Here is a 24868-nt window from a genome sequence, read left to right on the forward strand (position 1 = left end):
ACTAGGTGGGCCCACTTGGAATCGAACCAAGCACCTACTGATTATGAGTCAGTTGCTCTAACCGAATGAGCTATAGGCCCTTTTCCAAATTCCTTAATTTTGAGCTTGTATGTCTCTAAACCTTGGTTTTCGGAGTGCAATGTTACATATTTGAATGCAAATACACAACCAATATTACGAATGAATAATGCGCTTGATGCAGACTTTCTGATTTTTGATCTAGGCAATGTCATCATTGACCTTGATTACTCCAAAGCACTGCAACGAATAAAAGAGGAAGTTTCTTTTGAATTTTATGAGAAAGTCGATGGCTTTTATCTAACTGATTTTCATAAGGATTATGAGATAGGAATCATCGATTCAGGACAGTTTAGAGATGCTGTCAGAAGCTATTTTCAGCAGTCCTGGACTGACGAAAAAGTAGATGAATTGTGGAATTGTTTGCTCCTAAAAATTCCATTAAATCGGCTAAAATTAATTTCTAAACTTCGAGAAAATTTTCAAGTTGGCGTATTGAGCAATACAAATTTGATTCATATCCATGCTGTCAACAGGATTTTGCAACAAGATCATGGCTTAGAAAACTTCGATCCTATATTTGATTGGGTATTCTTAAGTCATGAAATGGGCTTGGCTAAACCAAACATTGAAATCTATGAGAAAATGCTAGTGGATCTTGACACTTCGGCAGGCCGTGTGATTTTCTTTGATGATTTATTTGCAAATGTGGAAGGAGCTAGAGCAGTAGGAATACAGGCAGTACATGTGACGGGGCCTGAAGTTATTTTCGAATATTTTAAGAATGTATAGCAACAAAGACTACCTCCGTCACGGTATTTTATTTATCACCACACTTATTGCAACTACGCTTGCAGGAGGAGAATGGGTTTATGGTAAGTCTGTCCTTGGAAATGGAGAAAGCTTATTGACGTGGGAATACTTCTGGATGTCCATGGCCTTTTCTATTCCCTTCATCGGGATATTATTGATACACGAATTGGGTCATTTTTTCACAGCTATATATCATAAAGTAAAATGTACACTGCCCTACTTCATCCCAGGATGGCTAGGGTTTATAGGGATTCCTACCATAGGAACATTTGGGGCGGTGATTCAAATGAAAGGTTTTATCAATAGTCGCAAGAAATTCTTTGACATTGGAGTAGCTGGGCCTTTGGCCGGTTTTGTTATCGCTCTCGGAGTTTTGATTTACGGCTTTTCTACACTTCCAGACTTAGGCTATATCAATACGATTCATCCCGAATATGCAGATCCAGATTTTCAAGGTTTCGAAGAAGGATCACTAGATTTTGAGCTAGGAAATAATCTCCTATTTTGGAGTTTGACTGAAATCTTTGCCGATCCAGAGCGGATGCCAGCTATGTCTGAAGTAATTCATTATCCTTATCTGTTTGCAGGATTTTTAGCTTTGTTTTTCACTGCATTAAATCTCCTTCCAATCGGACAATTAGATGGTGGACATGTTGTCTTTGGACTTTTCCCGAAGCGCCACAAAGAGATCTCTTTAACAGCCTACATCTTATTTATAGCCTACGCCGGGATGGGAATAATTAGTCCGTATTCCCCATTAGAAGATCTGGCGCTTTGGATTCCGCTTTATATTGGATTTCTATTTATCTGCTTCAGCAAATCAGGAATGAGTTTGCAAAATAGAATCACACTTGTATTAAGCGTTGCAGCGATACAGTATGGAATAGCCTTTTTCATACCAGATCTACAAGGATATCAAGGCTGGTTATTTTATGGGTTTTTGTTGGGACGAGTAATGGGTATACAACATCCTGAAGTATCCGGATTCAAAGAATTGGATAGAAATAGAAAGCTACTTGGATGGCTAGCAATTGTAATTTTTATTCTATGCTTTTCACCACAGCCTTTTATTTTCAGCGAATAATTAACGTTAAAATTGTTGTTGCCGCATTTTAAAAGCAACTTCTAAAAAATATAGATCAATTAGTGGATTTTTACGTGTGGCAGCGATTGGTCACAAAAAAAAAGTGTCCCTGATCCAAAGATTAGGGACAGCTTAAATCCAACCTGTAACTTTAACTAGACAATTATCCGTCCTTTCTCTGAGGAGGTCCTTGTGTTTTTTTCATTTCAGTATATTTCGTCAACTGCTCTTTAGTAAGAGTCGCCTCTAATTCAGTATTCATTTTCGTTCTTGCCTCTCTTGCAGTCGAGCGATCTTTCATTGAACCTTCGTATTTATCATAGATTTCAGTCCATTGTGTTACTTGAACATCAGTAAGACTTAGTTCTTTGGTTACTTTCTTTATAGTTTCTTCTGTTGAAGGTCTTTCACCTCGTTGTTGTCCTTGACCTTGTCCTTGGGCAAATCCGATGGTAGACAAACAAACAAAGCTGAGAATCATGAGTAATTTTTTCATTGTGTTTTTGTTTTAGATTAAATTTTTTCAGTAAAGTGAATTGCTAATTAATGCATCTTAGACAGGCATACCTGAGACAGGTTTAAAACTGTGAAAAAGAATAATCAAATTCCTCTTTTTCTCTGTCTACCTATACAGGCGAAAATCGTTGAAGAATCCCTCGCTGGAATGTGTTTTTCTAGGAAAAAACCCAAAAACTTATTTAATAATCTTTAGTGGGATGAAAATTTCTAGTGCTAAAAAAAATAGCCATCCCTTGAAAGAGATGGCTATTACCTATGGATATGATTTATATTCATGCCAAATAACTGCACAAAGTTTGAAAACTATTAATCCTTAATTCCCTTTCCTACAGCGAATGGCTCAAGTTATTAACTGATAACATTCAAAGTATTATGGTTGATTTATTTACTTGTTGTCTCTTAAACAATATGGACGATGATTTCCATTATATTTTCTGGTGAAAACCCTTCTTCAATAAAAGCTTCCAAATGATTTGCATCAACCTCCACTCTAATTTTGGTGGGTTTTTGAACAGTTGTCATCAATATATTGAACCTCGGATCGCATGACAGAAAAGTATAGAGAACTAATTATTAAACTTTTTACAAAAAAAATCTGATTTTTAGGTTCAGTCCCTAAAAATCAGATCTCTAGTTTCTAAGCTAATAAAACCTAATCTACTAAACCTTCTCTGGTATAGAAAGCTGCTGGATTATTCTCCTTTGAAAGTGTTATATCAGTAAAGTTCACACGGTTTCTTTCACCAACGATTTTACCTTCTTCCAGCGTTTGCCAAGCAATAGAAGTTGGGATCAATATTCCATTTACACCCGCCCATTTCTCATATTTTATTATGCTTGGCGGGCCGGCTTTTAGTTCATTTCCAAAGGTTGCTTTGTACCCCAACCAAGCCATTTTATAGGTTTCCGCATCGTAATACAACATGTATATATCTTCCGAAGACGAGCCTACACCTGAATTGTAAGTGATCTCAATCCCCGGATAGCTTTTACCTTCATATACTAATGGTTCTGTTTCACCATAGTTAATCCCATCATCAGCTAATACAAAAGGCATAGCGTAAAAGTAAAACATCAAGTCATGTCTGAAAGAAGGATCTCCTTCATATTCCTCAGCTTTGTTTTTTGACCAAGCTTCAGTCCCATCATACCCAATATCGAAGGCAGGTGCGGCTACTCTATCCATTCTCGAGTGAAGGTCTATGGTGTGAACTTCTTCGAAACCTTCTTTCGGAATAGAATATTGAAGCGTTTGCATTTCGTCCCACAGCTCAAGTCCTCCGTGTGCATTCAATACCTTTATCAGGTCATCTGGATAATTATCCATATTCCTGTTTGATTGGTTATTTGTGGTACAAGCGAATTGCACTAGTACTAAAAAAACTCCAAGTGTTAGATTTTTCATGGGACAAAAATGAAGGAAATATGATTCAACGACAAGAACGCACTTTATTATCTCAGCCTACGTCTAGATTGCACGATAGATTTTTTATCTACTTAAATAAGTATTCCTTTTTAAAATCACGCGTAATTTTAAGATTCTGTTGATCACAAACAAAATGCGCTACTCTATACACCTTACTTCCACTTAAAAGCAAAATATGTGGTGGGCTGATCTGAGGTATTTTTAATTCCATGATTTGATTGCGATTCCATGAAATAGAAATCACCAGCCTTGGCAGTATATTCTTTTCCGTCGATCATTTGCGCTGTTTCTCCAGAGATCATAAGGATAATTTCCGTCTCTACGTGCTCATGTGGCTCATGGCTAGCCACTTTTTTATCAAGTGTTGTCACGTGCATTTCTAGTCGCTCACACATCGCCGTTGGCCTATCAAAATAGGATCGAACTCCTCCTACGCTTGTGGGCTTGTAAATGGTAGAATCCATATTAATCATCAATGTGCCTCCAGAATCCACGCTTCGTTGGATCTTCATTGGTTTCTTGGAGCGATATCTGATCACGTAATAAGTAAGTGGTGTATCGCCTACATTTTTGAGAGAATGCATCTGTTGAGGCATAAGTGAAAGCACACCATTCGGCCCCAATATGGTACCATTTCCCTCTATCATCACTTCCATTACCCCTTCTTTTACAATAACGAGTTCCTCTATGTCTGCATTAGCATGCGCAGTGCTTGGTGCTGCCCCTACCGCTTGGGTGGTCGCGTGCATCGACAAGTAATCCAAATGAGTAGAAACTCCCTGCAGTATAGCTCTTGATTGGCGATCTCCATTAGTTTTTGCTTCAAAATCATTCCAATGAAAAACACCAGATTTAATTGGTTGGAGCTGTGCAAAAACAGAAATTGTCATAAAGCAAAAGAGAAGAAGAAATATGTTTTTCATATTAAAAATCTATAAGGGGTCCTGATAAATATAGGAATTAGAAATTAATAATCTGAATACACTACTTTGAAATGCGATTCAATATATCAACGCTCCTACCGACAAACTCATAAAAACACCTCTTACATAAACATATTGAAAACCGGTAAATATCAGAACCTTATGTTAATTCATGCCGTCTTATTTTATTCAAACGATTCCTAAGCTTTCTAAATTAACCAAACTCATAACGTATGAAAATCTTTACCTTACTATTCACATTAGCCTTCATGGCTTTCTCAGTTGCACCGAAAGTAGCCACGGTAAACACATCTGAAAGCACTATCACTTGGACAGCCAAAAAAGTTACTGGGCAGCATCATGGAAAAGTTCCTATCACCGCTGCTACGCTTGATTATCAAAATGGAAGAATCCTCGGTGGAACTTTCGAGATGGATATGACAAGTCTAACTGTTGAAGATCTCACCGATGCAGGTATGAACAAAAAACTAACAGATCACCTGAAATCGGATGATTTTTTCTCTGTAGAAAAACACAACAAATCCAACTTCAAGATCACTGAAGCAAAAACCAGCAATGGCAAAGACTATCAGCTCACTGGCGATCTCACCATCAAAAACATCACTAAGCCGGTTACTTTTCCAGTGGCTGTAAGTGTGAATGGAGGGAATATAGTGGCAACAGGGAAGTTGACATTTGATCGTACACACTATGACATCAAGTTCCGCTCAGGATCATACTTCGAAAACCTAGCTGATAAGCTAATCTATGACGACGTAGAGCTTGACGTGAAACTCGTCGCTAGCGAGTAATTAATTTGTTAACAACATAGAAAAGGCCGGGAAATCCCGGCCTTTTTTGGTTAAAAAAGTGGATGTTTTAGGATATGAGAGTCTGAGGATTTTTTAATTAGTAAATGTTCATTTCATAGCCCTAAGTAACTGATCAAGTCACTTCATAAGTTTCGCATCTTTCACGATGGACCAGTAATGTAATATCTGTCCAGTCTCTGGAGAAGTAGTAAAACAACAGGAGTCACGCTCTCTGCGTATCCCTCCGCGTCCACTGTGAGTAAAATTTTTCATCACAAAATCTTATAACTCTTACCCAAAATTCCATAACATATCCCTCACATTCTCTTCCTAAGTTTGTACTATCCAATCAAGACAAAGAATTTCATGGCTGAATCAACCCAAACACTTCATAAAGAAACTTTCCCCATTACTGGCATGACCTGCGCCGCATGTGCTGCCAGTGTGGAAACAATCCTTACATATACAGAGGGAGTAAAGTCCGCTCAGGTAAATTTTGCCAGTAGTACCGTTTTGGTAGAATACACTGATGAAATTACGCCAGAAGGTCTAAATAATGCACTTACTGCAATTGGTTATGGACTGATTACAGAGACAGAGAATGTAGAAGAAATGGTCTCAAGTAAGCAAAAAGAACATTACCAAGAGCTGAAAAAGGACACAATTGGAGCAGCAATTTTGACTTTACCGATCTTTATCATCGGGATGTTTTTCATGCATTGGCAACCTGGAACATGGATTTCCTTAGCCTTAGCGATTCCAGTACTTACTGTTTTTGGAAGACGCTTTTTCGTCAGCGCATGGAAGCAAGCGAAGAACAAAACTGTCAATATGGATACGCTGGTGGCTTTAAGTACAGGAATCGCATTTATCTTCAGTTTGTTCAACACGTTATTTCCTGAATTTTGGATCAGTCGTGGCTTTGAACCGCATGTTTATTACGAGGCAGCCACGGTAATTATTACCTTCATTCTGTTTGGTAAAATGCTGGAAGAAAATGCTAAGACGAAAACTACTACGGCCCTAAAGAATTTAATGGGGCTTCAGCCAAAAACCTTAAAGGCAATTGTTGATGGAGTTGAGAAAGAAATCCCAATATCTGAAGTTCAAAAAGGATATGAAATCATCGTTCGCCCAGGAGAGAAGATTCCTGTAGATGGCAAAGTACTATCAGGAAGTTCCTTTGTGGATGAAAGCATGATCAGCGGTGAACCAATAGCTGTGGAGAAATCAGAAAATGAGCAAGTCTTTGCCGGTACCATAAATCAAAAAGGAAGTTTCCACTTCACTGCAGAGAAAGTAGGAAGTGAAACATTACTATCACAAATCATCAAAAGAGTACAGGAAGCCCAAGGAAGCAAAGCTCCAGTCCAAAAATTGGTGGATAAAATCGCATCTATTTTTGTACCTACAGTGATTGGAATTTCAATCTTGACCTTCGCTGTTTGGATGATTGTTGGTGGAGATGATGCTTTATCGCATGCAATTCTAAATGCTGTCGCTGTGCTGGTAATCGCCTGTCCATGTGCACTTGGCTTAGCAACTCCTACTGCCATCATGGTAGGAATAGGTAAAGGTGCCGAAAACAATATTCTGATCAAGGACGCTGAAAGTTTGGAAATAGCTCATAAAGTCAACGCTATTATCCTGGACAAAACAGGAACTATTACAGCAGGAAAACCAACTGTTTCGAACATCAATTGGGGAAGTGAGGAGAATAAGATTGAGTTTGCTCCCATCCTGCTTGCGATTGAGTCTAAGTCAGAACATCCGCTTGCAGATGCTGTAAGCAAAAAGTTAAGCGAAGAAGGTTTTAAAGCTGAAGCTATTAAAGATTTTCAGAGCTTGACAGGAAAAGGTGTAGAAGCAAAAAATATAGCTGAGCAAAAATTCGTAGTAGGAAATGCAAAACTGATCGAGGCAAATGGAATTGTGGTTAATCCTGAGTTAAAGGAACTCGCCAAAAAATGGAGTAACGAAGCCAAAACAGTTATTTTCTTTGCCAATGAAATAGCTGTACTTGCTTTAATTGCCATTTCGGATGTGATCAAACCAAGTTCAAAATCAGCCATCCAAAAGCTAAAAGAAAAGGGAATTGCCGTTTATATGCTCACTGGTGACAATCAGCAGACAGCGGCCGCAGTGGCCCAGGAAGTGGGATTGACGGATTATAAAGCCGAGGTTATGCCTTCAGACAAGTCGGATTTCGTCAAAGAACTTCAAGCAAAAGGTAAAGTTGTGGCCATGGTCGGTGATGGAATAAACGATTCCGAAGCTTTGGCACAAGCTGACGTCAGTATCGCGATGGGACATGGTTCAGATATTGCAATGGACGTGGCGAAAATGACGATCATTTCCTCCGATCTGGAAGTTATTCCGAAAGCCTTAAATTTATCGCACCAGACCGTTAGAGGAATTAAAGAAAACCTATTCTGGGCCTTTATTTACAACCTGATTGGTATCCCAATTGCGGCAGGAATTCTCTATCCTATTAATGGATTCTTACTGGATCCCATGATCGCTGGAGCTGCTATGGCACTAAGTTCTGTGTCGGTGGTCTTGAATAGCCTTCGTTTGAAAGGAAAAAGTATTTAGTAGAAGGGTTATGAATCTAGACCCAAGACTTAAGACTCTAGAATTAAAAAGAAAAACAGAAACAAGATGACTTTACCACTTTACTACCTATAACTGTAGAACACAAATTTTCAAATTTTCAAATTTTACAATTCATAAAAATGAAAACTCAAAAATTCAAAACCAATATCGCTTGTGGCAATTGCCTTGCAAAAGTCACTCCTCTTCTAGATGCTGAACCAAAGATCAATTCCTGGTCTGTAGACTTACAAAGTGAAGACAGAGTTCTAACCGTAGAATCTGAAGAAATCACTGCTGACGAAGTCTTTAAAACTGTGTTGAAGGCTGGATTTATTGCAAAACCAGAGTAAATTAATAGTTAAGAAATTAAGTATCAAAACCTTCGAGTTCCATCATAAATCGGAACCCGAAGGTTAATTATCAAGCTAAGTATCGTGTACTTCCTTCAGAAAATAGATCTTCCTACTAGCAGAAGCACTCAGTTTCCCTTTTCGATACGGTCTTTGGCTGACTTGGAAACGATGACTTTTGAAAATCCGGTAACAATTTTTGTTGGAGAAAATGGGTCGGGAAAATCTACTTTGCTTAAAGCGTTAGCGATAAAGCTCAACTTACCTGCGATAGGTAGTTCAGATCTAGAAAGTGACCAGACGCTTGATGGAGTAAAAAGCTATGGTGAGCAAATCAAAACGTTCTGGAATGAGAAAGCCTTTCGTGGATTTTTCTTCAGAGCTGAGGATTACTTTGGATTTGTCAAGCGACTTCAAAACATGGACCGTGAGATGCAAGGAGATATAGTGGATTTTGAGAAACGATTGAGCGGCACAGGTCTAAAACTTGCTGTTGGATCGATTCTGGGCCAAAAGGAAGCACTCATTAGAAAGTATGGAAACCTTACTGAAGTTTCTCATGGCGAGGGATTTTTGAAAGTGCTAGAAGGGAGATTGCAAGCGGAAGGTATCTATCTGATCGATGAACCTGAAGCAGCACTTTCACCTCAGCGGCAATTGGCACTTTTCTCCCTGATCAAAAATCTGGCAGAGAATCACGGCTGCCAGTTTATCATCGCTACTCATTCCCCTATCCTAATGACTCTTCCAAAAGCAACTATATTTCAGTTTGGAGATCAAATCCAGAAAGTCAGTTATGAGGAAACGGAGCATTTCACCATTCTTAAAAACTTTCTGAATAACCCAGATGCATTTTTAAGGCATCTATAGACTGAAGAATAAATTTTATTTCTCCTCCAATTTTTTATCTACATCCAAAAGAAGGGTTTTGACGGGTGTTGATGCCGTTACTAATAGAAGTTGCTCCAGCAATAATTTAAACTCATGCCTAATCATTCTATCCTCTTTTCCATAGTCCCAGATTGGGTACACCGCCTTTTCAAATAATTCATCAAAACTCAATTCGCTACGATGAATTACAAAAGAAGTCTCTTCTACCGAAAGTGTGGACGGCGGAAAGTGCAAAGCTCTAAATCCAAATAAATCTATCATGGCTCTAAAACTTATTATGGCAGTCCCGGGGTCATTAATACCTGGACTTAGGGCTTTTAAAGCAATCTCCGAGAGTTGTCTAAATCCATATTCATAGTTCCGTACCATGGATTCCTGATCACTAATTATTATCCCCAACACTGCTTGTTCCATCTGACTATCATCCAAGTGTCGACTACATTTTAGAATAGGCTGCCCTCGGAGAATGTAGGTGCCCATAGGAAAACTAGCAAGCATACTGCACTTATTTTCTGATAAGAAACCCTTCATTTCATTGTCAACAAAACCTTCAAAAACACCAGAGCATGAGGCTCTTATTAAAGATAGCCCTGCAAAATGAGGTTGTTGCTCCACTTCAATCTTTGCACCGCAGAAATTCTTCATCCCATCAAAAGTCGATTTTTTGATTCTATCTATAATGACATTGTATTTTACAGACTGAGTGATGTAGTGAAGGAAATATATGAAGATGAAAACATCTAATACGGTGATGATGGTCAGTAAAAAAATACTGAGAGAAGGGATTTGAAAAGATTCTTCCTGTTCGCGAATCGTGATGAATAGGAAAAAAGTATATATGATTGTTCCGATGTAAATCCCAAGAACAATCTGCTGAAATCGGTTTCCGATCAGCTTATCCAAGACCCTGTTACTCATTTGCGATGCAGCCTGACTGAGAACAATCATTACCATCGAGAAACTGAATACTGTAAGAGAGATAATTCCTCCAGCTATTGCTCCTAGGATACTTCGAGCAGTAGAAGGATCCTGGATTGATAACCAAGGAATGTCTGATTTTAATTGCAGACCTGCTCCGGAAAAATCAAAAGTTATCACTAAGACTGCCAAGATTAAAAAACCTAAACTTATCAGTCCAGGAATGAAGGCTATACTAGAAACAAAGGTCTGATATCTAGAAATCAGCCATATTCTTATTTTATACATTTAATTAAGTTAATATCGACATTGATTTAATTCCAATGTTCTTTGCAATATATCTAAATAGATTAATCCCAACTATTCGAAGATCTGTCATGCTGAGACATCTGCTTTGAATCTCAATTTCATAGATTTTATATCATAAGTTGCAAATTCAATGTATAACTTTCCACTTTTAAAGGATTTAGTAATACAAAAAAACACGTCATGAAGACACTCCTCCTTTTTATTCTGGTACTCTTTTCCAGCCAAGCTATGGCCCAGCAAGCTCCACTCCTTCCCCTCGTAAAGTCCAGCATCAAAGGAGTCAATGTCTACGGAAAAACCGTCGATAACCAGACTCGCTGTCAGCACTGGCATTCGGATTTGGATGTGATTGCTATCAAGTTTAAATGCTGCGAGAAGTATTATCCATGCTTTTCTTGCCATGAGGAAGAAGCGGATCACAAGCCTCAAGTTTGGCCAAAAGCCGAATTCGATACCAAGGCGATTTTATGTGGAGTCTGTGGATCGGAATTGACAATCGCAGATTACCAGGCTAGTGGAAACACCTGCCCAAACTGTACTGCTGCATTCAACCCCGGATGTAGCAAGCATTATCATTTGTACTTTGAAACTGTGGATTGAAAAATAAACGGTGGTTTAGGCTATATAATCACTCAAAATCTAGCTCATAAATCCAATAATTAACTCACACAATGAATTAAAGTAATACCATTATCAAATTTCTTTTCTATATTATAAGAGATAAAAACAAACCCTTCCCTAACAATTCCGTAACTTTACCCGATTGAAAAAGCAAATCTCCATAGCGCTCGCACTTCTATTAATGCTCTCAAGCATTGGAATGGCTAAGAGTACCCATATCTGTATGGGATCGGAAATGATGGCGGAATTTGGTTTAGCAGTAAAGCATCTGGATTGTGGAATGAATAATCATCAGCAATCTTCCACTTCGGAACATGTAGACTTTAAATTTGCCAATGAATGCTGCCAAAATCAATTTGAATTGGTTCACAATGACGCTGACCAAAACCTTAAAATTGTAAAAATTGGCGCTGCTCACCATATTTTTATTGCAGCATTTACCCAAACATTTATTTTCGGAATTGCTCCAACTACTTCGTCAGAGCAGCAATTTTCCTTCTTTATTCCTCCCCCGACTGAAAAGGATTTTGTCATCCTTTTCCAATCATTCTTGATTTAATATTTCCTGGTAATAGGTCGTTCGACCTCTTTTTAGCTAGTGGTAATCAACCTCTTAGCCTTTTCTATCTAGTTTCTCCTTTTACCAGGATTAAATCATGCTTAATTCCATTATCAAGTTTTTTCTTGAAAATAAACTCGTAACTGTACTTCTCCTTCTGCTAATTATCGCCGGAGGTATTATTACCGCTCCCTTTAATTGGGAAACAGGGATTCTCCCAAGAAATCCTGTCCCTGTGGATGCGATTCCTGATATAGGTGAAAACCAACAAATAGTCTTCACAGAATGGATGGGGCGATCTCCTCAGGATGTAGAAGACCAAATCACATATCCCCTCACCACGTCACTTCTTGGTTTGCCTGGAGTGACGAGTGTCCGTAGCAGTTCTGCTTTTGGTTTTTCCAGTATCTATATCATTTTCGATGAGGATACTGAATTCTACTGGAGTCGTTCTAGGGTTTTAGAAAAACTCAATTCCCTACCAGCTGGACTTCTTCCTGAGGGAGTTCAACCCAAGCTCGGACCTGATGCGACAGCGCTAGGACAAGTATTTTGGTACACGCTTGAAGGTCGCGATGCGGACGGAAATCCTGCAGGAGGTTGGGATCTTCATGAGTTACGAAGCATTCAAGACTATTACATCCGCTATTCACTGACAGCAGTTGAAGGAGTTTCTGAAGTAGCTTCAGTAGGTGGTTATGTCAAAGAATATCAAGTGGATGTAGATCCTACAGCCCTGAAGGCCTATGGTGTGACACTTATGGATGTGATGCAGGCAGTCCGAAAAAGCAATTTGGACGTCAGCGCAAATACAATCGAAGTTAATCGAGTGGATTATTTCGTCCGAGGTTTGGGTTATGTCGAAGAACTCTCCGACCTGGATCAGGCAGTAGTCAAAGTAACTGATAATGTCCCAATCCGGATCAGGGATGTGGCCAAAGTAAACATTGGTCCCCAAGTCAGAAATATGGGCGGGATCTTGGATAAATCAGGTGCTGAAGCTGTAGGTGGAGTTGTGATCGCTCGATATGGAGACAATCCACTGGCTGTGATCCAAGGTGTAAAATCCGAAATCGAGAAACTTTCTGAGGGTCTACCTTCCAAAACCTTGGCTGATGGACGGGTTTCCAAAGTCACAATAGTTCCCTTTTACGATCGCTCAGGATTGATTTTCGAGACACTCGGTACACTTTACGAAGCCATTTCCCTCCAAATCCTGATTACTATTATCGTAATCGTAGTGATGGTCTCTAATCTCCGAGCTTCATTCCTGATCTCTGCATTATTGCCGTTGGCCGTGCTGATGTGTTTTATTTTCATGAAATACTTCGGGGTTGATGCCAATATTGTGGCACTTTCAGGTATTGCCATAGCTATTGGGACCATGGTGGATTTGGGGATTATTCTAAATGAAAATATTCTCCGGCACCTTGAAGAGGCTCCTGAAGGTGAGTCGAAAATGAAGACTGTGTACTTGGCTACTTCTGAAGTAGCTTCGGCAATACTTACTGCAGTAAGTACAACCATTGTCAGCTTTCTGCCGGTATTCACACTTCAAGCGGCCGAAGGCAAACTGTTTGGACCATTAGCCTACACCAAATCTTTTGCATTGATATCAGCTTTGATTTTCACTTTGCTGATAATGCCAGCCTTTTCTCATTGGATTTTTTCCATGAAAAGTGCTAGCAAACGAAGAAGTCTTTACTTGAATATCGCATTGGTGATTCTGGGACCAATCGTTGCCTTTACAGTTTACTCTTGGGCAGGCTGGGTGCTTTTTGCTTTTGGAGTAGCAAACTTACTAATCCACTATTATCCAGAGCGACTTGAATCTTATCAGGATTATATCCGAGTTGGAATTACGGTGATTGCGATTTCTTGGTTACTAACTATCAAATGGCTTCCACTGGGAGTTTCGAATAGTTTGTTGATCAACTTTATATTCATTGCCTTGATCATCGGTATGGTCTTAGTTACTTTCTCCATTTTCCTTCGCTTCTATCCGCGGATTCTACTTTGGTGTCTCAATAATAAAGGCAAATTTTTAATCCTACCCATTGTAATTTTCCTTTTGGGTATTAATGTCTGGTTAGGTTTTGATCGAGTATTTGGGGTTTTCTCTAATTCAGCCGACCGAATTGGATGGAATCTTCGTGCCACAGGATTCTGGTCAGGTATGACTCATAGCTTTCCGGGATTGGGAAAAGAATTTATGCCCTCACTCAATGAAGGCTCTTTCCTATTGATGCCGACGACTATGCCGCACTCTGGATTGGCAGAGAATAAGGAAGTCCTTCAACGGTTGGATATGCTTGTCACTGCTATTCCTGAAGTGGATATGGTGGTTGGAAAAGCAGGCCGGGCAGAGACTGCCATCGATCCTGCACCTATTTCCATGTTTGAAAATACGATCAACTATAAATCGGAATATGCGACCGATGCGAATGGAAATAGAAGTCGATTCAAAGTCAATAAGGATGGTTTCTATGAATTGAAATCGGGTGAACCCTACGATCCAAGCCTAAATACCCCAAGCAAAGTCAAAAGTGACAACCTAATTGCTGATGAAGACGGAGAATATTTCCGTCAGTGGCGAGCAGAAATCAAATCTCCTGATGACATCTGGGATGAAATAATTTCTGTCATAGATATTCCTGGAGTCACTTCTTCACCTAAACTTCAGCCGATAGAGACGAGACTGGTGATGCTCCAAACGGGCATGCGTGCTCCGATGGGTATTAAAGTTTACGGACCAGACCTTCAGACCATTGAAGCGTTTGGAATGAGGCTAGAGCAATACCTCAAGGAAGTGCCTTCCGTGAAGAAGGAAGCGGTATTTGCAGATCGAATTGTGGGCAAGCCTTACCTAGAACTTGACATTGATCGAGAGCAAATCTCCAGATATGGAATGAATGTAGTCGATGTGCAAGACTTTATTGAAACTGCCATTGGTGGAATGAAATTGAGTACTACCGTCGAAGGTCGCGAGCGATATCCGATCCGTGTTCGCTATGCTCGTGAATTCCGGGATGATCCGGCAGCAATCGAAAGCATTCAGGTTCCTACTCCGCTTGGAAATTATATTCCGCTCGGGCAACTGGCAAATATTACTTATAGAGCTGGACCAGATATGATTCGAGGGGAAAATAGCTTTCTGGTTGGCTTTGTGCTTTTGGACAAAATGCCAGGCTTTGCAGAAGTTACCGTAGTCGAAGACGCTCAACGCTACATAAAGAGCAAAATCGACTCTGGTGAACTTATTGTTCCTTCCGGAGTTCGTTATGTCTTTTCTGGATCTTACGAAAATCAATTACGAGCTGAGCAGCGCTTAGCCATTGTTGTTCCGCTCTGTTTGATTGCAATTTTCCTAATTCTATACTTTCAGTTTAAGTCAATTTCCACCACAATATTTGTGTTTTCAGGGATTGCGATGGCCTTTTCTGGTGGATTCTTGATGCTCTGGTTTTATGGTCAGGACTGGTTTCTCAATTTCTCTTTCTTCGGAACAGAAATGCGAGAGCTCTTCCAAATGAAGAATTACAATCTCAGTGTTGCTGTCTGGGTAGGCTTTATTGCCTTGTTCGGCATTGCTACAGATGATGGTGTGGTGGTCGCCTCATATTTGAAGCAAAGTTTTGAAACCCGTAAACCAGAAACTGTCAAAGAGATTCGAGCAGCGGTTTTGGAAGCAGGTAGCAAGCGTGTGCTTCCATGTCTAATGACTACTGCCACTACCCTCTTGGCCTTGATTCCAGTACTCTCCTCTTCAGGTAGAGGTTCCGATATTATGATTCCTATGGCGATTCCTTCTTTTGGGGGAATGACGATTGAGTTGATCACACTTTTCCTTGTCCCGGTGCTTTATAGCTGGTGGGCTGAGCGAAAATTAAAAAACAAGAAATTATAACCCTATGAAATCGAGCATGACTCCAGAGTCACACACCGAGATGATTCTAAGCCCTGCGAGATTCCATGTGGCCAATAAAAATCAAATTATAAACACATGAAAAAGCTACTCTCATTGATCATGCTTTTAGCAGGAGTCACTCAGATTTCGCTAGCGCAAAGTCTAGAAGATCACTTGATCAAGGCCGCAGAAAATAATCCTGAACTCAAAGCCTATTATAATGAATACCTAGCTGCTTCGGAGCGGGGAAACCAGGTAAGTCTGCCAGACCCAGAATTACAAGTTGGGATTTTTCTTCAGCCTATGATGCGCCTGATGGGAATCCAACAAGCGGATGTTCAATTGATGCAAATGTTTCCATGGTTTGGAATGCTCAAAGCGCAGGAATCTGAGGCGGATCAAATGGCATTGGCCAGATACCAACTTTTCCTAGATGCTAAAAACAACCTCTTCTATCAAGTCAAAACAACTTGGTATGCTTTGGCAGAATTAGAGCAGGAAATTAGAATCACGGAAGAAAATCTAAAGATTCTTCAGCAGTATGAAAGAATGGCGCTGATCCGTTTTGAAAGCGCAGCGAATTCATCTGCAGGCTCTAATTCTTCTCCTATGGCATCTGCTCCAAGTGCTAGTTTCTCCACCGGTTCAGGAGGAATGAATACGATGGGAAACCAACCTGAAGGAATGTCCAATCAGGCAAAGGCTCCTGCTATGGCTTCACCCGCGGCAATGGGTTCCACAGGGCCCGGCATGACAGACGTACTTCGAATTCGACTACAAATCAATGCCTTGGAAAATGATCTGGAATTACTAAAGTCAAATAAAGAGCCGCTGGAAATTGAATTAAATAAGCTGATGAATGTGGATCGAGATTCACAAATTTCCAATCCTGAACCTTTGCTTCCATTTGCCATGAATCTGGAAAAACAGGCCATTCTTGATAGCATCAGTTCTAACAATCCTATGATAGCTATGTATGATGCAGAGCTCTCTGCACTGGAATCGCAAAAGCAAATGGCCAGGCTAGACGGTAGACCAATGTTTGGTGCAGGTGTGAATTACATGCCTTTTAAACCTCGCATTGAGAATGGAATGCCTATGGGTGGCGATGACATGTTCATGCCGATGGTCACAATGACTCTACCTATCTACCGCAAAAAGACCAATGCACGAATCAAGGAAGCAGAATTACTTCAAGAGTCCGTGCGATATAAGAAAGAAAACACCTTGAATCAATTGGAGATCGCTTGGGCAAAATCCTTCCGAGATCTCGAAGATGCCAATCGAAAGGTCAAACTCTACGAACAACAACTCGAGTTGGCAAAGCAAAGCCTCAGTCTGTTACTGACATCTTATGCTACCAATGGGCAAGATTTCGAAGAAGTGCTCAGAGCTCAGCAATTGGTGCTTGATTACGAGTTTTCGAAAATTGCTGCAATCACAAGACAATATACTTCCCTAGCCATGCTCGATATGCTTTCAGCTACCGGAATTCAACCTTATTCAAATTAATCTCATGGAAACTAAAACAAGAAAGTTATACCTATTTGGAGGATTGCTGTTTATCCTCGGGATCACGATTGGATGGCTGATCAGTCCATCTGCACCTGAAACTACTGATGCAGAACACAATCACGGAGTGGAGGCTTTAGCTAATCAAATCTGGACCTGCTCCATGCACCCACAGATTAAATTAAACGAACCTGGAGATTGTCCGATTTGTGGCATGGATCTGATCCCAATGACTACAGGAAAATCCTCTGGCAATACCAATCCTTTGGCTCATGAGATGAGTCCAGAAGCTGTTGCCATGGCCAATGTGCAAACCTCTATTGTAGGTGGAATGAACAGCGATGGAGAACTTCGATTAACTGGAAAAATCCAAGCAGATGAGCGTCAAAATGCTTCAGTAACGGCAAAATTCCCAGGAAGAATTGAAAAGCTGAATGTGAGCTTTACCGGAGAAAAAGTAAGAGCAGGTCAACTCTTAGCCACCATTTATTCCCCTGAGTTGGTCACGGCGCAAAAGGAGCTGCTTGAGGCAGCAAAAACGAGGTCAGTATTTCCCGAATTGTACCAAGCGGCTCGCGAAAAGTTGAGACTATGGAAATTGTCAGATGCACAAATTTCAAGCATTGAAACTTCTGGAACGACTAAAACAGAATTTGATGTATTGGCCGAACGAAGTGGCATAGTGACTCAGCGGAATATTTCAGTTGGCGATTATGTGAGTACTGGAACAGTGCTATTCAGTATTGTTGACCTTGATAAAATCTGGGTAATGCTCGATGCCTATGAATCAGACTTACCATTGGTAGCAATCGGCAATCCAATATCATTTGAGGTGGCTGGCATACCAGGGCAAACCTTTACAGCTAAGGTCACTTACATCGACCCCATATTAAATCCAAATACAAGAGCTGCTTCTCTGCGTGCTGAGATAGCCAATCCTGGAGGAAAACTTCTACCAGAGATGTTTGTCAATGCAAAAATAAAGACGAATGCTAAAGGACAAAAAAGCGGTATTGCCATTCCCCGAACTGCTTTACTTTGGTCGGGAAAGCGATCAATCGTTTATGTAAAAGTTCCAAACTCCGAATACCCAACCTTTGAAATGCGTGAAATTACCATTGGCTCAAAAATGGGTGATATGTACGCTGTAGAGGCTGGATTGGAGGTTGGAGAAGAGATAGTAACCAATGGCGTCTTTGCGATTGATGCTGCTTCTCAGTTAGCTGGAGGTTACAGCATGATGAATAGACCTGTCAAGAAGACGGTGGAAGTTTCTCCTGCTTTCCAATCCCAGTTGACTCAGTTGACTGAGGAATATTTTAAAGTCAAAAACAGTTTAGTTAATGACGATGCATCAGCCACTCAAAAAGCAGCCGCTTCAGTACAAAGTAGCCTATCAAAAGTTGATATGAATTTGGTGAAAGGTGCAGCTCATGATCGATGGATGTCCATTATGAGTGAGGTCTCAAAAGCTTCGGGAATGATATCAAAAGAAACTGATATCGAAAAGCAGCGATCGCATTTTGCACCACTTTCACAGGCATTTCTTGATTTGACAGAAACCTTTGGACTGACGAAAGACAAGGTATATAAGGAATTTTGCCCGATGGCTTTTGATAACAAAGGAGCTTATTGGCTGAGTGAATCTTCTGACATTCGGAACCCTTATTATGGGCAATCCATGCTTACATGCGGGGAAGTGAAGGCAACTTATCTTAAGGGTCAACCAGTTATGGACTTGGCTGGCACAAAACCTGTAGCTAGTTCTGGAGAACATAATCATTAGTCAGTGGATAACCATTGAGGTCTCTTTTCAACCTCGAAGGTTTTGATATAGAAGTAGGGAGTATTGTGTAGGCAATTCGCACATAAGTCCTTCGAAAACCAATAACAGATATCCAATAACTAACATCTAAACAACCAAACCATGAAAAGTAAATCCTATCAAAAATTCGCAATCATGATGGCAGTTTCTTTTGTCATCATGTATGGAGTGATGTTTTTAAATGCTGACATTTTCGATCATGTCATGCTTAGCACCACCAGAACTTACATGACCATTTTGATGATTTCCGCTATGGCAGTTACCATGATGCTATTTATGTGGGGGATGTATGAAAATAAAAAAGCCAATTATTTGATCATAGGAAGTGCGTTGATCATCTTCTTTGGCACATTGTCTATGCTCAGAAATCAAACGATGATTGCTGATGTACAATGGATGAAAGCGATGATTCCTCATCACTCATCAGCTATAATGGTAAGTCAAAAAGCACATTTGAAAGATCCGGAAGCACAGAAATTGGCTCAAGATATCATCGAAGCACAAAAAAAGGAAATCGCCCAAATGAAAGCGATGATTAATAGACTGGAATCCAATAAATAATTAAACATGAGATTTAAACTATATCTACTATTTATACCAGTCGCCTTCCTAGCCTTTATGGTTTTAGGATTTGCGACTAGCTACGCACAAGAGGCTCCCACTGATACTTCTACTTACACGCTCATATTAAAACAAGAAATGGTCTCGAAGGCAGGAAAGCCTGTGCCAGCAATGACGGTGAATGATGGGATTCCTGGTCCTACACTTACTTTTAAGGAAGGCGACTACGCGGTCATTTATGTCAAAAATGAAATGGATGTGGAAACTTCCGTGCACTGGCATGGAATTTTACTTCCAAATTTCTTTGATGGTGTACCTTATCTCACTACCCCTCCTATTCACCCAGGTGAAACTCAGAAATATGAGTTTCCATTGATCCAATCCGGCACTTATTGGTATCATTCCCATACTATGCTACAAGAGCAAAGCGGCGTTTATGGCTCTATCGTGATTGAACCGAAGGAAAAAACTTTGGAATATGATTCAGATTTGGTCATTCTACTTTCTGATTGGACCAATCAAAAGGCAATGAATGTTTTGCGCAATCTAAAGCGAGGAAATGAGTGGTACAATATTAAAAAGGGAACTGCCACTCCGCTGAATCAAGTGATTGGCCGTGGAGGCTTTGGTGCTCAGATAAATTTCTGGAAACAGAGAATGGAGGGAGCTGACATTGCAGATATCTACTACAATGCTTTCCTGAATAATGGTCAAGAGACTACACAGTATCCTGATTACAAACCTGGGGACAAAGTTCGTGTACGCATGATCAACGGTGCGGCCTCCTCTCAATTCTGGTTAACATTCGGTGGAGAAGAACCATTGCTTGTTTCTGCTGACGGTCTGGATGTGGTTCCTGTCGCTCACAATAAGACTTTCATAGCTATCGCCGAAACCTACGATTTCATTGTCACAATTCCTGATTCTGGAAAAATAGAAATCAGAGCTACTGTACAAGATGGTTCGGGACAAACTTCTGCTTTCCTAGGAAAAGGAGATGTTCTGGCTGCAGCGGATGTTCCTCGTCCTGACAAAATTGGAATGATGATGAAAATGGCAAAGATGGACATGAAGATGGGTGCACCTGCCATGAAGTTTAAACCATCCGAAGAAGAGCCTAAAGAAATGATGAATAAGTGGGGAATGCAGATGGATGATTCAATGAACATGGACAATATGGATCATAAGGACATGAAAATGGATCATTCCAAGATGGAGAAGTCTGATATGAAAATGGATCATTCCAAGATGAATATGGAGGAGAAAAGCACCAGTGATTCTTCTAAGAAAGCTGCTATGCAAGGCATGGATCATTCTAAAATGAACCACAATGATCCTATGAATAAACCTATGGAAATGGATCATAAAATGGATATGGAAAAATCCACGGACAAAATGCCAGGTATGGATATGTTTGCCGAATACAATTACGATTACCTCAAATCACCTGAAAAAACAAATTTTCCAGCCGATGAACCAGTAAATGAAGTATTGCTAAACCTTACTGGAAACATGTGGCGATACATCTGGAGTATGAATGGCGTACCACTGGCTGAAGCGGATAAGATCAAGATCGAAGGCGGAAAAGTGACCCGAATCACGTTGAACAACCTCACGATGATGCATCATCCTATGCACCTACATGGGCATTTCTTCAGAGTCATTAATGACAAGGGAGAATATTCACCATTAAAGCATACCGTGAACGTTCCGCCAATGCAGAAGATCACTATAGAATTTGAAGGAACAGAAGAAGGAGATTGGTTTTTTCACTGTCATGTGCTTTACCACATGATGGGTGGTATGGCAAGAGTTTTCTCTTATGATACGCCACGAGATCCGAGAATGAAGGAATTCCCACTTAAGAAACTCATCAAAGAAAGTGATGAATATTTCAACTGGGGTTCAGCAGAAATCGCATCGCACATGACGGAAGTAAACCTGATGTCCTCTAACATACGAAATCAGTTCAATCTGAATGCTGAATATGGATATAACCGGAATTTTGAGGCAGAAGTAAGTTACGAGCGATATCTCTATGACTATTTCAGAGTCTTTGCTGGGGTAAATATGGAAAATGAAATCGAAAAAAGTCTGGATGAAATCAGCACCACTGCTGTAGTTGGTATTCGATTCCTCACCCCTTACCTATTCAACCTGGATGTAAGACTGGATAGCAAACTCCGACCAGAGTTTAGAATCAATCGAGAAATCATGATTTTCCCTCGTACCAGCATATTCGGAAGCTATGAGTACCAAATGGACTTTGGATTAACTAATACACTTCCTGAGTCTGGTGAAAACTCAAATTACAAAGGTGAAACTACCTGGTCAGCAGGTGCGAGTTATATTTTTTCCAGAAACTTCTCCGTCATGGGAAGCTACGACAATCGCTTTGGCGCTGGTGGTGGACTGACAGTTCGGTTTTAATATATAGGTTGATACACAATCAAATAAGAATACTATGGATCATTCATCTCATCATCATTCTGATCATCGACCAGTAGAGCAATCGGCAACGAAAAAGAAAATGAATCATCAGGATCATTCGACACATCATGGTCATATGATTGAGGATTTCAAAAAACGATTTTGGGTGTCCATGATCATTACGATTCCGATCATTGTCTTGGCTCCGATGATTCAGGAGATGCTGGGCTACGAATTGACTTTTCCTGGAGATCGCTATATCCAATTCGCACTTTCTACATTTGTTTTCTTTTACGGAGGTTGGCCATTCCTGAAAGGGCTCGTCTCAGAGATTAAGCAAAAAAAACCGGGAATGATGACGCTGATAGCTTTGGCAATATCGGTAGCCTATTTCTACAGCTCGGCCGTGGTGTTTGGATTAGGGGGGAAAATCTTCTTCTGGGAACTAGTAAGTCTGATCGATATCATGCTTCTGGGTCACTGGATTGAAATGAAGTCAGTCATGGGTGCTTCCAACGCACTTCAAGAGCTAGCGAAAATGATGCCTTCCGAAGCCAGACTGATCGATAGTGAAGGAAATAGCAAGGAGATCCCTGTTGAAGAATTAAAAGGTGGAGATATTATTCTGGTGAAACCAGGAGAAAAAATCCCAGCCGATGGCGAGGTGATCGAAGGCGAAAGTCATGTAAACGAATCCATGCTAACCGGTGAATCTAAACCTGTATCCAAATCCAAAGGTCAGGAAGTGATCGGAGGATCTGTCAACGACAACGGCGCACTTAAGATCAAGGTGAAGCACATTGGGGAGGATACTTTTCTCTCTAAAGTAATTGACCTGGTGAAAACTGCCCAAGAAAGTAAATCCAAAACTCAGGATTTAGCTAATAAAGCTGCAGGCTGGTTGTTTTATATCGCAATCGCTTCTGGAATTATCACGCTAATCGTATGGTTATCCATCGGAAAAGATCTTGAGTATTCACTTGAACGGATGGTCACGGTAATGATTATTTCATGTCCTCATGCGTTGGGCTTAGCCGTTCCCCTGGTAGTGGCTATTTCCACCTCTGAAAGTGCTAAACGGGGTTTATTAATCAGAAATCGCACAGCCTTCGAAAACTCCAGAAAGATCAGCACCATTATTTTTGATAAGACTGGCACGCTCACTCAAGGAGATTTTGGAGTGACACGGTACGAAAGTTTGGATTCCACTTTGACCAAGGATGAGATGCTTCAGCTAGCTGCATCTTTGGAAAGTAGTTCTGAACATCCCATTGCTGGAGGAATCTTGCGGAAAGCCAAAGAGTTGGATCTGAAACTCAGCGAGCCAACCAATTTCCAAAACATCACTGGCAAAGGGATAAAAGCCACTTTAAATGGAAAACAAATGTCCATAGTGAGCCCAGGCATGCTGAAAGAGCAAGGTCTCGACCAACCCGTAGGTGCATTCAAGGATGATTCTGAAACAGTAGTATTTCTGCTTCAAGAGGGTGAAATTCTTGGATATCTTGCCTTATCCGACGAAATCAGACCCGAATCACAAGCTGCGATCGATACCCTAAAGAAGCAAGGAATCAAAGTGGTGATGGCTACAGGTGACAATGAAATGGTAGCAAAAGCAGTTAGCACTTCACTGGGATTAGACGACTATTATGCAGAAGTTTTGCCTGAGGATAAGCAAAAAATCATTCAGGATCTTCAAGCCAAAGGTGAATTTGTTGCCATGACCGGTGACGGGGTCAACGATGCTCCTGCATTGGCTCAGGCAGACGTTGGAATTGCTGTCGGTTCAGGAACTGATGTAGCCGCAGAGACGGCAGATATTATTTTAGTAAATAGCAATCCTCAGGATATCTCGAATTTGATTCTTTTTGGTACGGCTACCTATAAAAAAATCATTCAGAATTTGTGGTGGGCAGCCGGCTATAATATTGTGGCCGTCCCACTGGCTGCTGGTGTTTTAGCAGGTGCTGGCATTATCCTCAGCCCTGCAATTGGTGCAGTGCTGATGAGCTTAAGTACAGTGATAGTGGCTTTAAACGCTCAGTTATTAAAAAGACAACTTAAATAAATATAAACTCCAACCCATCTCATATGAAAAAGTACCTCTTAGCAATCAGTATCCTAGCTACTGTAGCCTGCTCATCCGAAAAATCCAACCAACATGAGGATCATGACATGAGCAATATGGACTCCACAACAATGGATCATTCCGAACACACGCCCAAGCCAGAAGCTTCCAAAAGTCCTCGTACCGAAGCAATGGCAATGACTGGTGGCAATCACATTCACGTTGATTATTCATCCCCGAGCGTCAGAGGAAGACAGGTTTTTGGTGGATTAGTTGCCATGAATGAAGTATGGGTAACTGGGGCTCATAAAGCGACTTCCATCAAGTTTGATAAGCCTGTAACTATAAATGGTAAAACAATAGCAGCTGGCAAATATGGTTTTTTCACCATACCTGGAGAAAATGAATGGACGGTCATCCTCAATCAGGTTTGGGACATGCATCTAGCTGATGATTATGATCAAAGCAAAGATGTAATTCGATTTAAGGTAAAGCCTGAAACTTTAAATGAAACAGTCGAGGCTTTAAGGTTCGAAGTAAAGGAAAAAGACACTAAAACAACTACAATCTCTATCTCATGGGACAAAACGCAGATATCCTTTGATGCAGTCAATGCGGAATAAATGAGAAAGAGCAACCCATTTCAAGTGTATATAATGCAAGTTGATTAGGTCTATCTGGAAAAAAATCAGCTATTTAATTAAATAAATTTCTATTAACCTTTTTA

Annotated in this window: 19 protein-coding genes and 1 tRNA gene; 15 read left to right on the plus strand and 5 right to left on the minus strand. The window is 40.4% G+C overall.

The window, feature by feature from the left end; translation table 11 throughout:
- Positions 1-6 precede the first annotated feature (6 nt).
- Positions 7-80, minus strand: a tRNA-Ile gene (locus BVH02_RS17345).
- A 100-nt stretch (positions 81-180) separates the two neighbouring features.
- Between BVH02_RS17345 and BVH02_RS17350 the strand changes: the two genes are divergently transcribed.
- Both BVH02_RS17350 and BVH02_RS17355 read left to right on the plus strand, forming a co-directional pair.
- On the plus strand, positions 181-810 hold the full coding sequence (locus BVH02_RS17350; protein ID WP_086502734.1) for an HAD family hydrolase: 630 nt from the start codon (positions 181-183) through the stop codon (positions 808-810).
- Positions 803-1915, plus strand: coding sequence for a site-2 protease family protein (locus BVH02_RS17355; protein ID WP_086502735.1), 1113 nt, complete (start codon positions 803-805; stop codon positions 1913-1915). Before BVH02_RS17350 ends, BVH02_RS17355 begins: the two co-directional genes overlap by 8 nt.
- 163 nt (positions 1916-2078) lie before the next feature.
- On the opposite strand, the gene BVH02_RS17360 is transcribed toward BVH02_RS17355, so the two are convergent.
- From BVH02_RS17360 to BVH02_RS17370, 3 genes are all read right to left on the minus strand, one after another.
- Positions 2079-2411 (minus strand): Spy/CpxP family protein refolding chaperone, encoded by a 333-nt coding sequence (locus BVH02_RS17360; RefSeq protein WP_086502736.1) that lies wholly within the window; start codon positions 2409-2411, stop codon positions 2079-2081.
- A 675-nt stretch (positions 2412-3086) separates the two neighbouring features.
- The gene (locus BVH02_RS17365; RefSeq protein ID WP_086502737.1) at positions 3087-3839 is read right to left on the minus strand and encodes a DUF6503 family protein; all 753 of its coding nucleotides are present in this window, start codon (positions 3837-3839) and stop codon (positions 3087-3089) included.
- A 173-nt stretch (positions 3840-4012) separates the two neighbouring features.
- Complete coding sequence (locus tag BVH02_RS17370; RefSeq protein WP_086502738.1) at positions 4013-4783, minus strand: cupin domain-containing protein; 771 nt, start codon at positions 4781-4783, stop codon at positions 4013-4015.
- A 233-nt stretch (positions 4784-5016) separates the two neighbouring features.
- Here BVH02_RS17370 and BVH02_RS17375 point away from each other — a divergent pair, with 233 nt between their 5' ends.
- From BVH02_RS17375 to BVH02_RS17390, 4 genes are all read left to right on the plus strand, one after another.
- Positions 5017-5595: a YceI family protein gene (locus BVH02_RS17375; protein WP_086502739.1), complete on the plus strand. Its 579-nt coding sequence runs from the start codon at positions 5017-5019 to the stop codon at positions 5593-5595.
- Between the two features lie 366 nt (positions 5596-5961).
- Positions 5962-8190 carry a heavy metal translocating P-type ATPase gene (locus BVH02_RS17380; RefSeq protein ID WP_086502740.1) on the plus strand — a complete coding sequence of 743 codons (2229 nt, stop codon included), beginning with the start codon at positions 5962-5964 and terminating at the stop codon, positions 8188-8190.
- A gap of 140 nt (positions 8191-8330) precedes the next feature.
- Positions 8331-8540 (plus strand): heavy-metal-associated domain-containing protein, encoded by a 210-nt coding sequence (locus tag BVH02_RS17385; RefSeq protein ID WP_086502741.1) that lies wholly within the window; start codon positions 8331-8333, stop codon positions 8538-8540.
- Positions 8541-8624: 84 nt separating this feature from the next.
- A complete protein-coding gene (locus BVH02_RS17390) occupies positions 8625-9410 on the plus strand; it encodes an AAA family ATPase (RefSeq protein WP_143244236.1) in 786 nt (261 codons plus the stop codon).
- 15 nt (positions 9411-9425) lie between these two features.
- On the opposite strand, the gene BVH02_RS17395 is transcribed toward BVH02_RS17390, so the two are convergent.
- Positions 9426-10637 carry a DUF2254 domain-containing protein gene (locus tag BVH02_RS17395; protein WP_086502743.1) on the minus strand — a complete coding sequence of 404 codons (1212 nt, stop codon included), beginning with the start codon at positions 10635-10637 and terminating at the stop codon, positions 9426-9428.
- A gap of 201 nt (positions 10638-10838) precedes the next feature.
- On the opposite strand from BVH02_RS17395, the gene BVH02_RS17400 reads away from it, so the two are divergent.
- The 9 genes from BVH02_RS17400 to BVH02_RS17440 all read left to right on the plus strand — a co-directional run bounded on the left by BVH02_RS17400 (position 10839) and on the right by BVH02_RS17440 (position 24764).
- Complete coding sequence (locus BVH02_RS17400; protein WP_086502744.1) at positions 10839-11258, plus strand: CHY zinc finger protein; 420 nt, start codon at positions 10839-10841, stop codon at positions 11256-11258.
- A 163-nt stretch (positions 11259-11421) separates the two neighbouring features.
- On the plus strand, positions 11422-11838 hold the full coding sequence (locus BVH02_RS17405; RefSeq protein WP_143244237.1) for an HYC_CC_PP family protein: 417 nt from the start codon (positions 11422-11424) through the stop codon (positions 11836-11838).
- A gap of 97 nt (positions 11839-11935) precedes the next feature.
- Positions 11936-15745: an efflux RND transporter permease subunit gene (locus tag BVH02_RS17410; RefSeq protein ID WP_086502746.1), complete on the plus strand. Its 3810-nt coding sequence runs from the start codon at positions 11936-11938 to the stop codon at positions 15743-15745.
- A 96-nt stretch (positions 15746-15841) separates the two neighbouring features.
- Complete coding sequence (locus BVH02_RS17415; RefSeq protein ID WP_086502747.1) at positions 15842-17257, plus strand: TolC family protein; 1416 nt, start codon at positions 15842-15844, stop codon at positions 17255-17257.
- A gap of 4 nt (positions 17258-17261) precedes the next feature.
- Positions 17262-19043 (plus strand): efflux RND transporter periplasmic adaptor subunit, encoded by a 1782-nt coding sequence (locus BVH02_RS17420; protein WP_086502748.1) that lies wholly within the window; start codon positions 17262-17264, stop codon positions 19041-19043.
- A gap of 141 nt (positions 19044-19184) precedes the next feature.
- Positions 19185-19643 (plus strand): DUF305 domain-containing protein, encoded by a 459-nt coding sequence (locus BVH02_RS17425; protein ID WP_086502749.1) that lies wholly within the window; start codon positions 19185-19187, stop codon positions 19641-19643.
- A 57-nt stretch (positions 19644-19700) separates the two neighbouring features.
- Entirely contained in the window at positions 19701-22073 is a 2373-nt protein-coding gene (locus BVH02_RS17430) for a multicopper oxidase domain-containing protein (RefSeq protein ID WP_223271905.1), read from the plus strand.
- Positions 22074-22107: 34 nt separating this feature from the next.
- On the plus strand, positions 22108-24141 hold the full coding sequence (locus tag BVH02_RS17435; protein ID WP_086502751.1) for a copper-translocating P-type ATPase: 2034 nt from the start codon (positions 22108-22110) through the stop codon (positions 24139-24141).
- A 23-nt stretch (positions 24142-24164) separates the two neighbouring features.
- On the plus strand, positions 24165-24764 hold the full coding sequence (locus tag BVH02_RS17440; protein WP_223271901.1) for a DUF2911 domain-containing protein: 600 nt from the start codon (positions 24165-24167) through the stop codon (positions 24762-24764).
- Positions 24765-24868 lie beyond the last annotated feature (104 nt).

It is taken from the genome of Algoriphagus ratkowskyi, from assembly GCF_002150505.1.
Classification (GTDB): Bacteria; Bacteroidota; Bacteroidia; order Cytophagales; family Cyclobacteriaceae; genus Algoriphagus; species Algoriphagus ratkowskyi.